Here is a 15,872-nt window from a genome sequence, read left to right as displayed (position 1 = left end):
CGGGCGCGGTGACGATAGTCGAGCAGCAAACGATCGATGAGCGTCTGGCCTGGGTCGAGCGTCAGTATTGGATCGACAAGGATGTCGCGCTCGAGGCCGCCCAGTCCTGGCTGGCCGAGCTGGGGACAGAGGACCGTGGTGCGGTGAACCGCCGCCTCAGGGTGCAGGTGGCGTCGATCATGACCCGCAGGGGAGATCCGCGCCAAGGCGCCGCCGAGGTGCAGCACATCTTGCGCTGGGCCGAACGGAACGGCGAGCTGACCCTGCAGTCCCGGTGCCACGATGTGCTCGGCTCCATCTTCGAGCTGGTGGGCGACCGGGCGCTCTCGCTCGAACACGCTGTCGCGACGAACGACCTGCTCGACGAGTCCGAGGTGCCGCTGATGCGGGCCGCCGCCCGGCTGACCCTGGCAGACGCGCTGGGCTCGGGCGGGTCGTTCGAGGAGGCGCGCCGGCGGTACAACGAGGCCCTCCGTCTGGTGATCGACGACCCGGAAACCAGCATCCGCTACCAGATCCTGAACAACCTGGCCTATACCGAGTACCTGGCCGGGAATCACGACGAGGCCATGGCCGCCGTCGAAAGCCTGATCTCCCTGTCCACGCTCCATGGCCGTCCCATCGGGATGTACGCCAGGGAGACCATCGCCAGGGTCTACCTCACCGCGGGCCGGCTCGAGGACGCCGCGGCCACACTGATTGCGGCGTTGGAGGCCAAACCCGTCGACTACCACCCGGACAGCATCGCCGCCGCGCAGGTGACGCTCGCCGAGACCTACCGGCGGCTGGGCCGCCTCGACCTCGCCCAGGCCGTCATCGACCAGTGCAGCCAGCTGACCACCGAGCACAGCCTGGTGCGCTGGGCGACCGAGGCGATGCGGGAGCAAGCCGAAATCCACGCCGAGAGGGAGGACTTCCGCGCCGCGTTCGAGGCGTATCGCGGCTATCACGCGCAGTCCATCGCGCTCGGGGCCAGCGAAAACGAAGCCCGCGGCCGAATCCTCGAGGCCATGTTCCAGACCGCCGAGTCCCGCCGGGAAAGTGAGCACTACCGCGAGATGGCCGAACGCGACCCGCTGACCGAGTTGCACAACCGCCGGTTCGTCGACGAACACCTCGGCATGCTGCTGTCGCTGCTGCGCGAGGGCGGTGCGCCTGTCGGCATCGCGATGCTCGACGTCGACCACTTCAAGCGCATCAACGACACCCTCTCCCACGAGGTCGGCGACAAGGTGCTCAGGGCGCTTGGCCGCATTCTGACGGATGCCGTCGAGCCGGTTCCCGGGGCCATCGCGGCCCGCTTGGGCGGGGAGGAGTTCCTGCTGATCCTGCCCGGTCTCGACGCGACCGCCGTGAACGCCCTCAGCGAAGAGGTGCGGCAGGCCGTCGCCGGACACGACTGGTCGCCCATCGCCCCCGGGTTGCGGGTGACCGCGAGCCTGGGCGTCGCCCACGCCCCCGACGACTCCGACACTAGCTCGTCGCTGTTGCGGGCCGCTGACGTGCGAATGTACGTGGCCAAGCGGGACGGCCGCAACCGGGTCGTGCACGCCGGGGACTGACCCCCACCACGCCGAAACGCCCCCGCGCAGACAAGTCCGCACGGGGGCGTTCGGTGTGGTCGGGCGCTACAGGCCCTGCGCCAGGCGGTAGTACGCCTGGTTCCAGCGCACCTCGCGCGAGAAGTCCCGCAGGGTGGTGTTGTCGTCGATGACGAGTAGCTCGGTGCCGGCGATCTCGGCGAAGTCCTGGAACACCTCGATGCCCACGGCCGTGGACATCACGGTGTGGTGGGCGGCGCCGGCGGTGAGCCAGGCTGCAGCCGAGGTGGCGAAGTCGGGTGCGGGCTTCCAGACGGCGCGGCCGACGGGCAGCTTGGGCAGGGCCTCGGTGGGTTCGACGACCTCGACCACGTTCGCGGTGAGGCGGAACCTGTCGCGCATGTCGCTCATCGCGACCACGACGGCGGGGCCGGGGGCGGCGTTGAAGACCAGGCGCACCGGGTCCTCCTTGCCGCCGATGCCGAGCGGGTGGATCTCCAGGGTGGGCTTCTCGGTGGCCAGCGACGGGCTGACCTCGAGCATGTGCGCGCCGAGGATCAGCTCGGAGCCGGGGGTGAGGTCGTAGGTGTAGTCCTCCATCAGGCTCGCCCCGCCGGGCAGGCCGGATCCCATCACGTTCGCGACGCGCACGAGGATCGCGGTCTTCCAGTCGCCCTCGGCGCCGAAGCCGTAACCCTGGGCCATCAGCCGCTGCACGGCCAGGCCGGGCAGCTGCTTGAGCGCGCCGAGGTCTTCGAAGTTCGTGGTGAAGGCGCTGAAGCCGCCGGCTTCGAGGAAGGACTTCAGGCCCAGCTCGATCGCGGCGCCGTAGCGGAGGGACTCGTGCCTGTCGCCGCCGGCCTTCAGCTCGGGCGCGACGTCGTAGAGCTCCTCGTATTCGGCGACGAGGGCGTCGATGTCGGCAGCCGTGGCCGCGTGCACGGACTCGGCGAGTTCATTCACCGACCAGGTGTTCACCTGCACGCCGAAGCGCAGTTCGGCTTCGGTCTTGTCGCCCTCGGTGACGGCGACGTAACGCATGTTGTCGCCGAAGCGGGCCAGCTTCATGCTGGTGGATGCTGCCCAGCCGGCGGCAGCGCGGGTCCAGGTTCCGATGGACGCGCTGACGACAGGGTTGGAGACGTGGCCGACGACGGTCTTGCGGGACACGCCCAGGCGGGTCTGGATGTAGCCGAACTCGCGGTCGCCGTGGGCGGCCTGGTTGAGGTTCATGAAGTCGAAGTCGATCTCGGCCCAGGGCAGCTCGACGTTGGCCTGGGTGTGCAGGTGCAGCAACGGCTTGGTCAGCGCGTTGAGACCGCCGATCCACATCTTCGCCGGCGAGAACGTGTGCATCCACGCGATCAGGCCGATCACCCTGTCGTCGGCGTTCGCGTCCAGGGCCGCCCGGCGGATCGACTCGGCGTCTTTCAAGACCGGCTTCCAGACGACGCGGACCGGCACGTCAGGAGACGCGCCGAGGGCCTCGGCGATGGCCTGGGACTGTTCGGCCACCTGGCGCAGGGTTTCCTCGCCGTAGAGGTTCTGGCTGCCGGTGAGAAACCAGACTTCGTACTGGTCGAGGTTGGTGTTGAGTGCGGTTGACATATTTAGAGTGCTCCTTGCGGTGCTTGTCCGTAGACGTTCTGGTAGCGGTTGAAGAGGGAGTCGATCGCGGCCTGCGGGATCGGGATGAGCTCGCCGCCCTGCCGGGCGAGGTGCACGGTGCGGGCGACGTCTTCGACCATGACGGCGGCCTTGACCGCGTCGCGGGCGTCTTTGCCGATGGTGAACGGGCCGTGGTTCTGCATCAGCACGGCGCGGGAACGGTGCCCGGTGAGGGCCTCGACGATGCCCTGGCCGATGGTGTCGTCGCCGATGATCGCGAACCGGCCCACTGGGACCGGTCCGCCGAACTCGTCCGCCATCGCGGTGATCACGCAGGGGATCTCTTCGCCGCGGGCGGCCCAGGCTGTGGCGTAGGTGGAGTGCGTGTGCACGACCCCGCCGACCTCGCTCATGTGCCGGTAGACGTAGGCGTGCGCGGCCGTGTCGCTGGACGGCGACCGGTCGGCGCCGGGGGTCTCCGGGATGACGTTGCCGTCGAGGTCGCAGAGGATCATGTTCTCCGGTGCCAGGTCGGCGTAGTCAACGCCGGAGGGCTTGATCACGAACAGGTCCGCGCCGGGCACTCGGCCGGAGACGTTCCCGCCGGTCCAGACGACCAGGCCGTTGGCGGTGAGCTCACCGTGCAGCCGGGCGACCTCCGCACGCACGCGGTCGATCGCGGCGTCGAGTTCGGGTCCAAAGGATTTCATTTTCAGGAATCCGCCTTCGTTGTGTTGCGCTTCAGGGCTTTCAGACGGTGCATGACCTCGTTGGTGCCGCGCCCGAAGTAGTCGTGCAGCAACGTGTACTCGGCGAACAACGCGTCGTACGCCGTGGCGGCGGCTTCGTTGGGCGTGTACACGCTCTTGTTCAGCTTGCCCATCACCTGGCCGGCAGACCGCACGTCGGGGTAGGCGCCGGCGGCGACGGCCGCGTGGATCGCCGAACCGAGCGCAGGGCCCTGCTCAGAGGCGATGGTGGAGATCGGCAGGCGCAGGATGTCGCAGTAGGTCTGCATGAGGAAGGCGTTCTTCAACAGCCCGCCGGCGACGATGAACTCCGTGACGGGTACCCCGCTGGCGTTGAAGGTCTCCACGATGGTGCGGGTGCCGAACGCCGTCGCCTCGAACAACGCCCGGTACACCTCTTCGGTGCGGGTCGTGAGGGTCGTGCCGACAACCAGGCCGGAGAGCTCGTGGTCCACCAGCACCGACCGGTTGCCCGAGTGCCAGTCCAGGGCCACGAGGCCGTGACCGCCGACGGGCTGATCCTTGATCAGCTCGGTCAGGTGCTGGTGGATGCTCAGGCCGGCTTCCGCCGCGGCGTCGTAGTAGCGGGCCGGAACCTGGTTCTTCACGTACCAGGCGAAAATGTCCCCGACCCCGGACTGGCCGGCCTCGTAGCCGTATAGGCCCGAAACGATGCCGCCGTCGACGACGCCGCACATGCCGGGGACCTCGGCGAGGTGGTCAGAGTTCATCACGTGACAGGTGGAGGTGCCCATGATCGCCACCATCTGGCCCGGCAGTACAGCCTGCGCGGCCGGGGCGGTGACATGGGCGTCGACGTTGCCGACCGCCACAGCGATGCCCTCGGGCAGACCGGTCCACGCCGCGGCCTGGGCGGACAGGCCGCCGGCGGATGCGCCCAGCTGACCGATCTCGTGCGCGACCTTGTCGTTTGCGAACTGGGCGAAGGCGGGGTTCAGCGCACCGAGGAAGTCCTCGCTCGGGTAGACGCCGTCCTGCAGAATGCCCTTGTACCCGGCGGTGCAGGCGTTGCGCACATACCGGCCGGTGAGCTGCCAGACGATCCAGTCCGCCGCCTCCACCCAGTGGTCCATCCGCTCGTAGAGCTCGGGATCTTCCTCGAGCAGCTGCAGGCCCTTGGCGAATTCCCATTCGCTGGAGATCAGCCCGCCGTACCGCGGCAGCCAGGACTCGTTCCGCGCCGCGGCGAGCGCGTTGATCCGGTCGGCGTGCGCCTGCGCCGCGTGGTGCTTCCACAACTTGACGTACGCGTGCGGCCGGCCGGCGTATTCCGGCACCTCGTTCAGCGGGGTGCCGTCGGCCAGGGTCGGCACCATGGTGCAGGCCGTGAAGTCGGTGCCGACGCCGATCACCCGGGCGGGATCGATGCCCGCGTTCGCGACAGCGGCCGGAACGGCGCTCTTGAGCACGTCCACGTAGTCCTGCGGAACCTGCAGCGCCCACTCCGGCGGCAGTGCTGCGCCGGTGGACGCGAGCACGGTGTCCATCACGGCGTGCGGGTAGTCGAGCGTGGCGCTGCCCAGCTCCACCCCGTCGGAGACGCGAACCACCACGGCCCGGCCGGACAGGGTGCCGTAGTCGATCCCGATCACATAGGACTCCTCAGTGGGAGACGGGTCTGTTTCACGCGGGGGTGCGATGTTCGTCACTGATCGACTTCCTTGTCAGGGTCTGGCTGGTTGGATCTGGCTGGAGGGGTGGGGCTGCGGACGTGACGCCGCTCTTGGATGTTAGCGCACTATCACCGGTCAGTGTTAGCGCACTATCAGAATTAGACGGGTGGAATCTGCGCGGGCGATTCCTGATTGCGGCCTGTCAAATCAACGGTTTGCATGCCGCATCCGTACCGACAGCGGGCGTCGACAGGAATCGCGATAGTGCGCTCTCATGGCTACGGGGTGGCGTATTCTTGGCCCATGCTGACTTCTCGGATTATGCAGGTGCGCGTCGGGTCTACCCGGTGAGCGAGAGCCCCAGGCCGGCGGCTCGCAGCGTGCGGATGATCGACGTGGCCAGGCTCGCCGGTGTCTCCCAGCAGACCGTGTCGCGGGTCGTCAACGGCCACAGCAATGTGGGCCCCGAGGTGCGGGAGCGGGTCGAGCGGGCCATCACCCAGTTGCGGTACAACCGCAATTCGGCGGCGCGCGCCCTGGCCACGAACCGGTCGATGAACCTCGGGGTGCTCAGCTACTCCCTGCCCGTGCACGGCTCGACCATGGTGCTGTTCGGTGTCGCCGAGGAGGCGCGCCGCAACGGCTACGCCACCAGCCTGGTCAGCATCTCCGATGTCGATCCGGGCAGCATCAGGGCGGCCCTGGACACCCTGCTGGGTGACTCGGTGGACGGCATCGTCGTCCTGGCGCCGATGTCGGCGGCGGCCCCTGTGCTCACCGGACTGGACCTGGGCGTTCCCATCGTTCGCTTCGACCAGGGTGCGCCGGCCAGTTCCCACGCGGTATCGATGGACGACGCCCTCGGGGCACGCCTGGCCACCCGGCACCTGCTCGACCTCGGGCACGACACGGTGTGCCACGTGGCCGGACCGCGCGGCTGGATGGCCTCTGACGCACGCCGAACCGGATGGCTGACGGAGTTGGCCGCCGCCCGCAGCGCCGTCAGCGCCGAGTTCGCCACGGACGACTGGACCGCCGACTCGGGCTACCGGGCCGGCCTGCTCATCGCCGAGGACCCGTCCATCACCGCGGTCCTCGCGGCCAACGATTCCATGGCGCTGGGCCTCATGAAGGCCCTGTCCGAACGCGGCCTGTCGGTGCCCGGCGACGTGAGCGTCGTGGGTTTCGACGACATGAGCGAGGCCAGGTATTTCCAGCCGGGGCTCACCACGATCCGGCTGGACTTCAATGAGGTCGGCCGCCTCGCGGTTGACCGGCTGCTGCAGCTGATGGGCGGTGGTCCCGCCGAGATGCTCCCGGCCATCGCACCCGAGCTGATCGTGCGGGAGAGCACGGCCGCCCCGCGGCGCCGCGGCTGACGCCGACCCGGTCAGGCCGTCGGTATCCAGACCCGCATCGAGCCATGCTCGCGGTTGGCCCAGAGCGCGTAGGGAATGGCGCGGAGCGTGACCGCGGCACCGTCGAGCTGCCCGGGTACCGTGACCATGACGGTGCCGCCCAGGATCTCGGCCCTCTCGCTGTGCGCGTCCGGGGCGGCACCGACGTCCACCCGGAGGTCGACGAATTCGGCGCCGGCCGGCTGATCGGCCTCTTCCAGGCAGTACACGAGCGGGCCGCGTTCGATCGCGACGGTGCCGCGCACGCTGACGATCCGCGGGTCGGGCGCGGTGAGCCGGACCGTCAACGGCAGCTCGAGAAGGATGCTGTCGCCCACCGCCCAGGCGCGGTCGATCTCGAGGTAGCTGCCCGGCAGCACAAGCAGAGCCTCCCCGTTGACACTCGCCGTGGCCCTGACCGCCCACGCCGGCACGCGCAGCGACACCGTGGCCCGGCCGGTGGGAACGGCCGTGAGGGTGAGGCGCACCTCGCCGTGATGCGGATAATCGGTGGTCACCTCGAGGGCGAGAAAACCGGTGGCCAACTCGGCCGCGACCGATCCCGGTGCGTACTGGTGCACCTGCAGCCCGCTGGCCGACTGGGTGGCCAGGTAATGCTGCAGCTGTGCCAAGGTGCGCATGACATTCGGCGGGCAGCAGGCTGTGCTGAACCAGCGCTGCCGGCCGCGCACGGGGTCGATGCTCGAGGTGGGCTCGGTGCCGCCCCTGGAGGCCAGCACGTTGGCGTAGAAGAAGCTCTCGCCGTCGAGGGAGACGCCGGCGAGCATCCCGTTGAACAGCGTGCGCTCGATCAGATCGGCGTAGCGCGCCCGGCCGGTGGCCAGCAGCAGTCGCCAGCTCCACTGCACGCTGGCGATGGCCGCGCAGGTCTCCGCGTACGCGGTGTCCGGCGACAGCTCGAACGGGTCACCGAACGACTCGCCCTCCCACCGCGCTCCGAGCCCGCCGGTGAGGTACATCTTCGCTTCGACCACGTTCTCCCACTGCGTCTCGAGTGCGGCGAGCAGGTCAGGGTCGCCGGTCTCGATCGCCACGTCGGTGGCCCCGGCGGCCAGGTAGAGGGCGCGCACGGCGTGGCCCTCGAGGGTGGTCGCCTCCCGCACGGGCACCCGGTCGGAGAAGTACACAAAATCCTCCGGCCGGCCGTGCTGCTCGGAGCGTCCGCGCTGCTCGACCGCGAACCGGGCCAGGTCGAGGTAGCGCGTGGTGCCGGTCTCCCGGTACAGCTCCACCAGGGCCATCTCGATGATGGGGTGCCCGTCGACCTCGGGGGAGCGCCCGGGCCCGAAGGTGTCGACGAGCAGGTCGGCGAACCGGCCGGACACCCGGAGCAGCTCGGCGTCTGCGCTGGAACGGTGCGCGGCGACGGCAGCCTGAATGAGGTGGCCGGCGCAGTACAGCTCGTGGCTCACCCGCAGATCCGCCCACGGGGCGCCGGTGACGATCTGCACGAAGGAGTTGAGGTAGCCGTCGGTCTGCTGGGCGGCGCTGATCTGCCCGGTCAGGCGCTCCTGGTCGGCGGCCAGCTCGTCACTGACCTCACGCTGGCGTTCCCAGGCCGCGGCCTCGAGCCACTTGTAGACGTCGGAGTCCATGAAGACCGGGCCCCGGTAGCCGGTGGAGTCGGCGTCGAGTCCGCTCGCGCCGGGATCGATGCGTTCCCCGGCGCGTAGCGGTGGCAGCCCCAGGGCCGCCGTGTCGAGGTTCTCCTCGTTGCCGGCGACGTGGAGTTGACGCCGGCCGTCCGGCAGGCCGGCCCGCCGGTTGGCCTGCTGCCTGTCGAACCAGAATCCGCCGGTGATCGTGGCCGCCCGGGCCGGCCGGAGGGCCACCGACGCGGACACGGTCGGCTCGACGGGTCCGCGAGACGAGGGACTGGACGGCTTCGTTGCCATGGCTGCTCCTGAGCTGGGTGAGATCAAATTCTAACGTTGTAAACAGTATCGCTTGTGGGCGGCCGGGTGGATGCCTAGGCTCGGCATCGTGATGACCTCGCGTTCGTCCTCCGATTCCGCCGTCCACACGTCCGTCGACCCGGGCGTCGACATCGCCGTCGACGCGGTGGACCTGGTGAAGAGGTTCGGCAGAACCGTCGCCCTCGACGGCGTCAGCTTCACAATTCCGCGTGGCAGCGTCTTCGGCGTGATCGGGCCGAACGGCGCGGGCAAGACCACCATCATGCGGGCGCTGCTCGACCTGATCCGGCTCACCTCGGGCCGGGCGACCCTGCTGGGCACCGACTCCCGCAACGCCGGCCCGGAACTCCGGCGCCGGATCGGGTTCCTGCCCGGCGAACTGATCCTGGAGGGCCGCGTCACCGGCCGCCGGCTGCTGCGGCACTACGCCAACATCTCCGGGCCGGTGCCGCTGGGCCGGGTCGACGAACTGGCCGAGCGGTTCGGCCTTGACCTGGATCGCACGGTGCGCACCCTCTCGAAGGGCAACAAGCAGAAACTGGGCATCGTGCAGGCGTTCATGCACCGGCCCGACCTGCTGGTGCTCGACGAGCCGACCAGCGGGCTCGACCCGCTCATGCAACAGGAGTTCCTCGGCCTGGTGCGGGAGGCCAGGGCCGCCGGTCAGACAGTGTTCCTCTCGTCGCACGTCATCAGCGAGATCCAACAGGCCGCCGACGAGGTCGCGATCCTGCGCGACGGCCGCATCATCACGGTGTCGGGGGTCGACGCGCTCCGGGACACAGCGATCCGCCACCTGCGGATGAGCGCCACCGGCATCCGCACCGCGGAGTTGCACTCCAGGTTGGCCGCCCTCGACGGTGTGGCCGAGCTCGACTGCCGAGCGACGGCGACCGGTGCCGAGGCCACGGCAGTGCTCGGCGGGGCGCTCTCGCCGTTCGTGCGGGCCATCGCCACCCTGGACCTCACCGACCTGGTGGTCGAGGAGCCCGACCTCGAAGAATCGGTGCTGAGGCTGTATTCGGCGCCCGAGGACCGGTCATGACCGTGCGCACGGCGCCCCCGGCCGCGCAGGGCGAGGTGGAGCGGCGCACGCCGCTGCCGATCTTCACCAGGGCCCTCGTCGACGGCTGGCGCTCGCTGCTCGGCTGGTCCGTCGGTTTCACGGCCGCGCTCTGCCTCTACCTGCCGATCTTCCCCAGCCTGTCCGGCAACACCCAGATGCAGCAGCTCATCGACAGCCTGCCGCCCGAGCTCACCCGCACCATCAACTATCAACAGATCGAGACCGGCGCCGGGTACACCCAGTCCACCTTCTTCGGGCTCATCGGATTCCTGCTGATCAGCATCGCCGCCATCAGCTGGGGAGCCGCTGCGATCGGCGGCGACGAGGAGTCCGGCCAGCTCGAACTGACCCTCGCCCACGGAGTCACCCGGGTGCAGGTGGCCGTTCAGCGATTCGCCGCGCTGGCGGTCAAAATCCTCGTCCTGGCCCTGGTCGCATTCCTGGTGGTGCTGTTCTGGAACGCACCGGCCGGCCTGGAATTGGAGGTGGGGAACCTGGCCGTGACCTGCCTGCTCTTCGGCGGTCTCGCGCTGGTCTGCGGCAGCGCCGCCTTGCTCTGCGGCGCCCTGTCCGGCCGCAAGGTGTGGGGCATCGGCGGTGGCGCGGCCGTGGCCGTGCTCGGCTACGTGTTCAACGCCATCGGCAACCAGAGCGCCGACCTGGAGTGGCTGCGCGCCTTCTCGCCCTATCACGCGGCCTTCGGCGACAGCCCGCTGGCCAACGGCACGGATGCCTGGACCCTGGCCTGGTTCTACCTGGCGGCCGTGCTGCTGGGCGCTGTGGCGGCCCTCACCCTGCGGCAGCGGGACGTGGGGGTCTGAGCCGGTTCCCAGCCGCTGTGAGTTCACTGAATGTGCCTCGGAGGGATATCCCCGGCCCGGCCACGCACGGTTGACTGGACCGATGGCTCAGACTGTCGCAGACCAGATCATCGCCCAACTCGTGGACGCCGGGGTGCGCCGCATCTACGGCATCGTCGGGGACAGCCTCAATCCCGTCGTCGACGCCGTCCGCCGCACCGGCGGAGCCGCCAAAGGCGGCATCGACTGGGTGCACGTGCGCAACGAAGAGGCGGCGGCGTTCGCGGCCGGCGCCGAGGCCCAGCTCACCGGTCAACTGGCCGTGTGCGCGGGCAGCTGCGGACCGGGCAACCTGCACCTGATCAACGGGCTCTACGACGCTCACCGCAGCGGGGCGCCGGTGCTTGCCATCGCCAGCCACATCCCGACCGGCCAGATCGGCAGCAGCTTCTTCCAGGAGACCCACCCGGACCGGCTTTTTGTGGAGTGCTCGCACTACCGGGAGCTGATCTCCTCCGCCGAGCAGTCGCCCAAGGTGGTCAACGCGGCCATGCGGCACGCACTCGCGCTCGGCGGTGTCTCGGTTCTCACCCTGCCCGGTGACATCGCCGAATTGGCCGCCGAGGGTTCCGCGCCCAGTTTTGTGCTGCCCGGCCGGCCCACCGTGGTGCCCGCGGCGGTCGATGTGAACGCCCTGGCCGACGCCATCAACAGGGCGAAGACCGTGGCGATCTTCGCCGGTGCCGGGGTCGCCGGCGCCCACGACGAGGTGGTGGCCTTCGCCGATCTCGTGGCCGCGCCCGTTGGGCACAGCCTCCGCGGCAAGGAGTGGATCCAGTACGACAACCCCTTCGATGTGGGCATGACCGGGTTGCTCGGCTACGGGGCGGCGCATGCCGGCATCCACGACGCCGACCTGGTGCTGCTGCTGGGCACCGACTTCCCCTACGAGCAGTTCCTGCCCGACGGCGACAAAGTGATCATCGCCCAGGTCGACACCGACCCGTCCCACCTGGGCCGGCGGGCCAGCGTCACGCATCCGGTGCACGGCGATGTGGCGGCCACCCTCGCGGCCCTCACCGAGCTGGTGACGAGAAAGCCCGACCGGACCTTCCTCGAGCGCACCCTCAAGGAGCACGACAAACTGCTCACCTCGGTGGTGGGCACCTACACGGATGTCGACCACGGCCGGCCGATCCACCCGGAGTTCGCGGCCGCGATGCTCGACGAACTGGTCGCAGACGACGCCATCGTCACCGCCGACACCGGCATGGGCAACGTCTGGCAGGCCCGCTATCTCACCCCCAACGGGCGTCGCCGGCTGATCGGCTCGTACCTGCACGGCTCGATGGCCAATGCGGTGCCGCAGGCCATCGGCGCCCAGAGCGCCTATCCCACCCGGCAGGTGGTCACCATCAGCGGCGACGGGGGACTGGCCATGCTGCTCGGCGAGCTCATCACCATCGCCGCGCAGAAGCTGCCGGTGAAGGTCGTGGTGTTCAACAACTCCACCCTGGGGCTGGTGAAGCTGGAGATGTTCGTCGACGGGTATCCCGACTTCGGGGTGGACGTACCCGCGGTCGACTACGCCGCCGTCGCTGCCGCGCTCGGGTTCCATGCGGTGCGCGTGGAAGATCCGGGCTTGCTGAGGAGCGCGCTGACGGCGGCCTTCGCCCACGACGGTCCCGCCCTGGTCGACATCGTGACCGACCCGCTGGCGCTGTCGCTGCCGCCCAACGTCACCGCCAAGCAGGTGAAGGGCTTCGCGCTGGCCCTGTCGAAGACCGTGCTCAACGGCGGGGTCGGCGAGGCCGTGCAGATGGCGAGGTCCAACATCCGGCACCTGCCCGGTCTGTGACGCCGGGCGCCCGGCTCCGTTCGGCTCACCCGAAACGGGTGACGCCGCGCTGGGCGGCGGGGGAGGACACTGTGCCTGACGCTGACTGACGCAGAGCAGGGAGCCCGCATGTGGCGACGCCGATCCAGGACCCGATCAGGGGCGGAGGCCGACCATGAGGCTCCAGGGGCCCGCCCGGGCGGCGCCGCCGGGGCCGGGGGAATGATCCCCGCCCCGCGGGTGCTGTCCTACCGCAACACCGCGATCCTCGTCGGCCTGGGCGGGGCCACGGTCACGGTCTTCGGTCTGGCCGCCATCGCCGGCATCGCGGCGCCCATCCTGCTGGCGTTGGTGCTCACCATCTGCGCCCACCCGGTGCGCCGAGGCCTCGAGCGGCACGGCGTGCCGCGGGGCCTGGCCACCGGGTCGGTCGTGGCGACGGTCTTCATCGTGCTCGCGGCTTTCGTGGCGGCGCTGGGCCTGGCCCTCGGCCAGTTCGCCGCCCTGCTGCCCCAGTTCGCCAGCCAGCTCGACGACATCGGCGCCAGTGTGGCCGACTGGCTCGCGAGCATCGGCTTCGGAACCGCGCAGGTGCAGGCCGTGGAGGCGAGCTTCGACCCGGGCAACCTAGTGCCGTTCGTCTCCGGAATCTTCGGCAGCATCACCAACATCACGGTCGCGCTCGTGATCGTGCTCACCATGCTGATCCTGATGGCCGCGGATGCGGGTTACCTGCCCACCCTGCTCCGCCAGCTGCAGCCCTCCCGGCCCACCCTGGTTGCGGCCCTCACCAACTTCGCCTCCAGTGTGCGCCGCTACATGGTGGCCACCACCCTCCTCGGCATCGCCCAGGGGGTGTTGAACGCCCTCGCACTGGTGCTGCTCGGGGTGCCGGGCGCCTTCCTCTGGGGGCTCTTGTCCTTCCTCTGCAGCTTCATCCCCAATGTGGGCTATTTCATCGCCATCATCCCGCCCACAGTGTTCGCGTTCCTGGTCGGGGGGTGGGAGCTCGCGCTGCCCGTGATCGTGATCTACGCGATCGTGAACGGCGTGGTGCAGTCGATCGTGCAGCCCCGGGTGGTGGGCAACGCGGTGGCCCTCAGCCAGTCGCTCACCTTCGCATCCGTGCTGTTCTGGGCCATCGTGCTCGGCGCCATCGGGGCCATCCTGGCGATACCGCTGACCCTGCTGATCCGCACCATCCTGGTGGACGCCGACCCCGCGGCCGCGTGGTGGCGACCGCTGATCGGCGACCTCGACGAAACGCGCACGCAGATGAAGACCGAGGATGCCCGGCAACGCGCCCTGCGGAGGGCCGGCCGTGCGGCCAAATCCGGTGCGGCCAAATCCGGTGCGGCCAAGTCCGGTGCGGCCAAGTCCGGTGCGGCCAAGGCCGGTGCGGCCAAGTCCGGTGCGGCCAAGTCCGGTGCGGCCAAACCTGGTGCAGGCAAGGCCGGCAGGAATACGCCGCGACCCCGCCGCTAAGGCCGGCGCCCGAGCGGATCACGCGGCCGGGGCCTTTTCACAGGACCCGCTGGCAGGATCGGTGCTCCGTTCTGCTGCCAGGAGGTTTTCATGCCCGCCGATCCCGCCGATCCCGCCGTGACCGAGTCCAGTACAGAACCGATGCCGCACTACGACGTTCTCGTGATCGGAGCCGGGCCCGCCGGCACCGCCGCGGCGCTTCGGGCTGCCGAGCTTGGCGCCAGGGTCGTCGTCGTCGAGTCGGATCGCACCGGCGGCACCTGCGTGAACACGGGCTGTGTGCCCACCCGGGCGCTCGCCAAAGCGGCCAGGCTCATGCGCGAGGTGCGCACGGCCGAGGCCTACGGCATCGAGGCCGTCGTGCAGCGGTTCGACTGGCGCACCACGGCCGCCAGGGTCACCGCATCCGTCGACAGGGTGCGTTCGATCAAGCGGGAGGCCGAGCGGTTCAGCAACGCCGGCATCGATCTCGTGCTCGAGGGACGGGCCCGGTTCGTCGACCCGCACACCGTCGTCCTCGACAGCGGGCGCCGCCTCAGCGCCGACAACATCCTGATCTGTGTCGGCGGCCACTCCCGCCGGCTGCCTATCCCAGGCGCCGACCTGGCGACGGTACCTGAGCACGTGCTCGGCCTGCCAGCCTTGCCCGAACGCCTCGCGGTGATCGGCGGCGGCAACACCGGTGCCCAGCTGGTCACGATCTTCAGCTCGTTCGGCTCACGGGTGACGCTGCTCGACGTGGCGCCGCGCATCCTGATGGCCTCGGACGCCGCCGTCTCCGCGGGGGTCACCCAGGCGTTCCGCGAGCAGGGCACCCAGGTGGTGACCGGCATCGACACCGTCGAGTCGTTGGTGAAGCAGCCGGACGGTTCGATCGTGCTCACCTGGCGGGCGGCCGGCGACCCTGTGGCCGGGAGCTTCGACGCCGTGATCATGGCGACAGGCTGGCCGGCGGATGTCGACGACCTGGGCCTGGCGAACGCCGGCGTCGCCACGGTGCGCTCGGCGGTGCCCGTCGATCAGTACTTCCGCAGTGAGGTGTCGCACATCTTCGCCGTCGGAGACGCGAACGGCCGCGACATGCTCGTGCAGGCCGCGCAGTTCGAGGGCGAGGCCGCGGCCGAGAACGCGGTGCTCGGCACCAACCGGCGCACCCCGCACCACCTGCTGCCCGCCGGCGGATTCACCGACCCCGACTACGCCGGGGTCGGGCTCACCGAGGTCGAGGCCCGCGCCAGGGACCCGCTCTGCGTCGTCGCGACGGTGCCGTACGCGAACCTGGACCGGGCCGTGATCGACGACAGGGAACGCGGGTTCCTGATGCTCATCGCCGACCGGCGCCGGGAGCTGATCCTCGGCGCCCATGCGGTGGGCGAGAACGCGATCGAGGTGGTGCAGTCGGTGACCACCGCCATCGCCGCCGGCGTGGATGTGGCAACCCTCGCCCACGTGCGGTTCGCCTACCCCACCTACAGCGCCATCATCGGCCTGGCCGCCCGTTCCCTGCTGGCCGAGGCCGCCCCCGCTGCCCCCGCTGCCCCCGCTGCCCCCGCTGCCCCCTGAGTAATCCCGCGAGAGCGGGGATGTGGTCACCTCAGCGCGCGGAGGCAGCCACACGGCCGCTTTCGCGAGTTGGCGCACGCTTATTCTCGCGAGTAGCCGCATGGCACCCTGGTGAGCTGCCCCGGTCGCCCCAGCGAGCGGCATCCCGCGAGAGCGGGGATGTGGTCACCTCAGCGCGCGGAGGCAGCCACACGGCCGCTCTTGCGAGTTGGCGCACGCTCATTCTCGCGAGTAGCCACAGGGCACCCTGGTGAG

General features: G+C 69.8%; 11 protein-coding genes. 7 read left to right on the top strand and 4 right to left on the bottom strand.

The window, feature by feature from the left end; all coding sequences use genetic code 11:
• Window positions 1-8: 8 nt before the first annotated feature.
• The gene (locus tag ACEN2M_RS13945) at window positions 9-1,562 is read left to right on the top strand and encodes a tetratricopeptide repeat-containing diguanylate cyclase (protein WP_441648741.1); all 1,554 of its coding nucleotides are present in this window, start codon (window positions 9-11) and stop codon (window positions 1,560-1,562) included.
• A gap of 66 nt (window positions 1,563-1,628) precedes the next feature.
• Here the strand turns inward: ACEN2M_RS13945 and araA are convergent, their stop codons facing one another.
• The 3 genes from araA to araB are packed head-to-tail and all read right to left on the bottom strand — an operon-like array spanning window position 1,629 to window position 5,568.
• The gene (gene araA, locus ACEN2M_RS13940) at window positions 1,629-3,149 is read right to left on the bottom strand and encodes an L-arabinose isomerase (protein ID WP_441648740.1); all 1,521 of its coding nucleotides are present in this window, start codon (window positions 3,147-3,149) and stop codon (window positions 1,629-1,631) included.
• Between the two features lie 2 nt (window positions 3,150-3,151).
• A complete protein-coding gene (locus ACEN2M_RS13935) occupies window positions 3,152-3,859 on the bottom strand; it encodes an L-ribulose-5-phosphate 4-epimerase (protein ID WP_441648739.1) in 708 nt (235 codons plus the stop codon).
• A 2-nt stretch (window positions 3,860-3,861) separates the two neighbouring features.
• Window positions 3,862-5,568: a ribulokinase gene (araB, locus tag ACEN2M_RS13930; RefSeq protein ID WP_441648738.1), complete on the bottom strand. Its 1,707-nt coding sequence runs from the start codon at window positions 5,566-5,568 to the stop codon at window positions 3,862-3,864.
• Window positions 5,569-5,879: 311 nt separating this feature from the next.
• Between araB and ACEN2M_RS13925 the strand changes: the two genes are divergently transcribed.
• Entirely contained in the window at window positions 5,880-6,911 is a 1,032-nt protein-coding gene (locus tag ACEN2M_RS13925; protein WP_441648737.1) for a LacI family DNA-binding transcriptional regulator, read from the top strand.
• Between the two features lie 11 nt (window positions 6,912-6,922).
• Here ACEN2M_RS13925 and ACEN2M_RS13920 read toward each other — a convergent pair whose 3' ends face one another.
• Window positions 6,923-8,845: a glycoside hydrolase family 127 protein gene (locus ACEN2M_RS13920; protein ID WP_441648736.1), complete on the bottom strand. Its 1,923-nt coding sequence runs from the start codon at window positions 8,843-8,845 to the stop codon at window positions 6,923-6,925.
• A 91-nt stretch (window positions 8,846-8,936) separates the two neighbouring features.
• Here ACEN2M_RS13920 and ACEN2M_RS13915 point away from each other — a divergent pair, with 91 nt between their 5' ends.
• The 5 genes from ACEN2M_RS13915 (at window position 8,937) to ACEN2M_RS13895 (ending at window position 15,617) form a co-directional block, all read left to right on the top strand.
• Complete coding sequence (locus tag ACEN2M_RS13915; protein WP_441648798.1) at window positions 8,937-9,911, top strand: ABC transporter ATP-binding protein; 975 nt, start codon at window positions 8,937-8,939, stop codon at window positions 9,909-9,911.
• Window positions 9,908-10,753, top strand: coding sequence for an ABC transporter permease subunit (locus ACEN2M_RS13910; RefSeq protein WP_441648735.1), 846 nt, complete (start codon window positions 9,908-9,910; stop codon window positions 10,751-10,753). The genes ACEN2M_RS13915 and ACEN2M_RS13910 overlap by 4 nt, the downstream gene beginning before the upstream one ends.
• An 82-nt stretch (window positions 10,754-10,835) precedes the next feature.
• Window positions 10,836-12,590 carry a pyruvate dehydrogenase gene (locus ACEN2M_RS13905; protein WP_441648734.1) on the top strand — a complete coding sequence of 585 codons (1,755 nt, stop codon included), beginning with the start codon at window positions 10,836-10,838 and terminating at the stop codon, window positions 12,588-12,590.
• A gap of 201 nt (window positions 12,591-12,791) precedes the next feature.
• Window positions 12,792-14,054 (top strand): AI-2E family transporter, encoded by a 1,263-nt coding sequence (locus tag ACEN2M_RS13900; protein ID WP_441648733.1) that lies wholly within the window; start codon window positions 12,792-12,794, stop codon window positions 14,052-14,054.
• Between the two features lie 90 nt (window positions 14,055-14,144).
• Entirely contained in the window at window positions 14,145-15,617 is a 1,473-nt protein-coding gene (locus ACEN2M_RS13895) for a dihydrolipoyl dehydrogenase family protein (protein WP_441648732.1), read from the top strand.
• Window positions 15,618-15,872 lie beyond the last annotated feature (255 nt).

The sequence above is a fragment of the Cryobacterium sp. W22_MBD10_FK3 genome (assembly GCF_052113745.1).
Classification (GTDB): Bacteria; Actinomycetota; Actinomycetes; order Actinomycetales; family Microbacteriaceae; genus Cryobacterium.
The sequence above is the reverse complement of the archived record's forward strand: the minus strand, read 5'-3'. Positions and strand labels throughout refer to the sequence as shown.

What these genes read in the sequence shown, in the direction of transcription:
- ACEN2M_RS13895 (WP_441648732.1), top strand. Translation starts at nt 14,145, where the DNA reads ATGCCCGCCGATCCCGCCGATCCCGCCGTGACCGAGTCCAGTACAGAA.
- ACEN2M_RS13905 (WP_441648734.1), top strand. Translation starts at nt 10,836, where the DNA reads ATGGCTCAGACTGTCGCAGACCAGATCATCGCCCAACTCGTGGACGCC.
- ACEN2M_RS13935 (WP_441648739.1), bottom strand. Translation starts at nt 3,859, where the DNA reads ATGAAATCCTTTGGACCCGAACTCGACGCCGCGATCGACCGCGTGCGT.
- ACEN2M_RS13915 (WP_441648798.1), top strand. Translation starts at nt 8,937, where the DNA reads ATGACCTCGCGTTCGTCCTCCGATTCCGCCGTCCACACGTCCGTCGAC.
- ACEN2M_RS13920 (WP_441648736.1), bottom strand. Translation starts at nt 8,845, where the DNA reads ATGGCAACGAAGCCGTCCAGTCCCTCGTCTCGCGGACCCGTCGAGCCG.
- ACEN2M_RS13900 (WP_441648733.1), top strand. Translation starts at nt 12,792, where the DNA reads ATGATCCCCGCCCCGCGGGTGCTGTCCTACCGCAACACCGCGATCCTC.
- araA (WP_441648740.1), bottom strand. Translation starts at nt 3,149, where the DNA reads ATGTCAACCGCACTCAACACCAACCTCGACCAGTACGAAGTCTGGTTT.
- ACEN2M_RS13910 (WP_441648735.1), top strand. Translation starts at nt 9,908, where the DNA reads ATGACCGTGCGCACGGCGCCCCCGGCCGCGCAGGGCGAGGTGGAGCGG.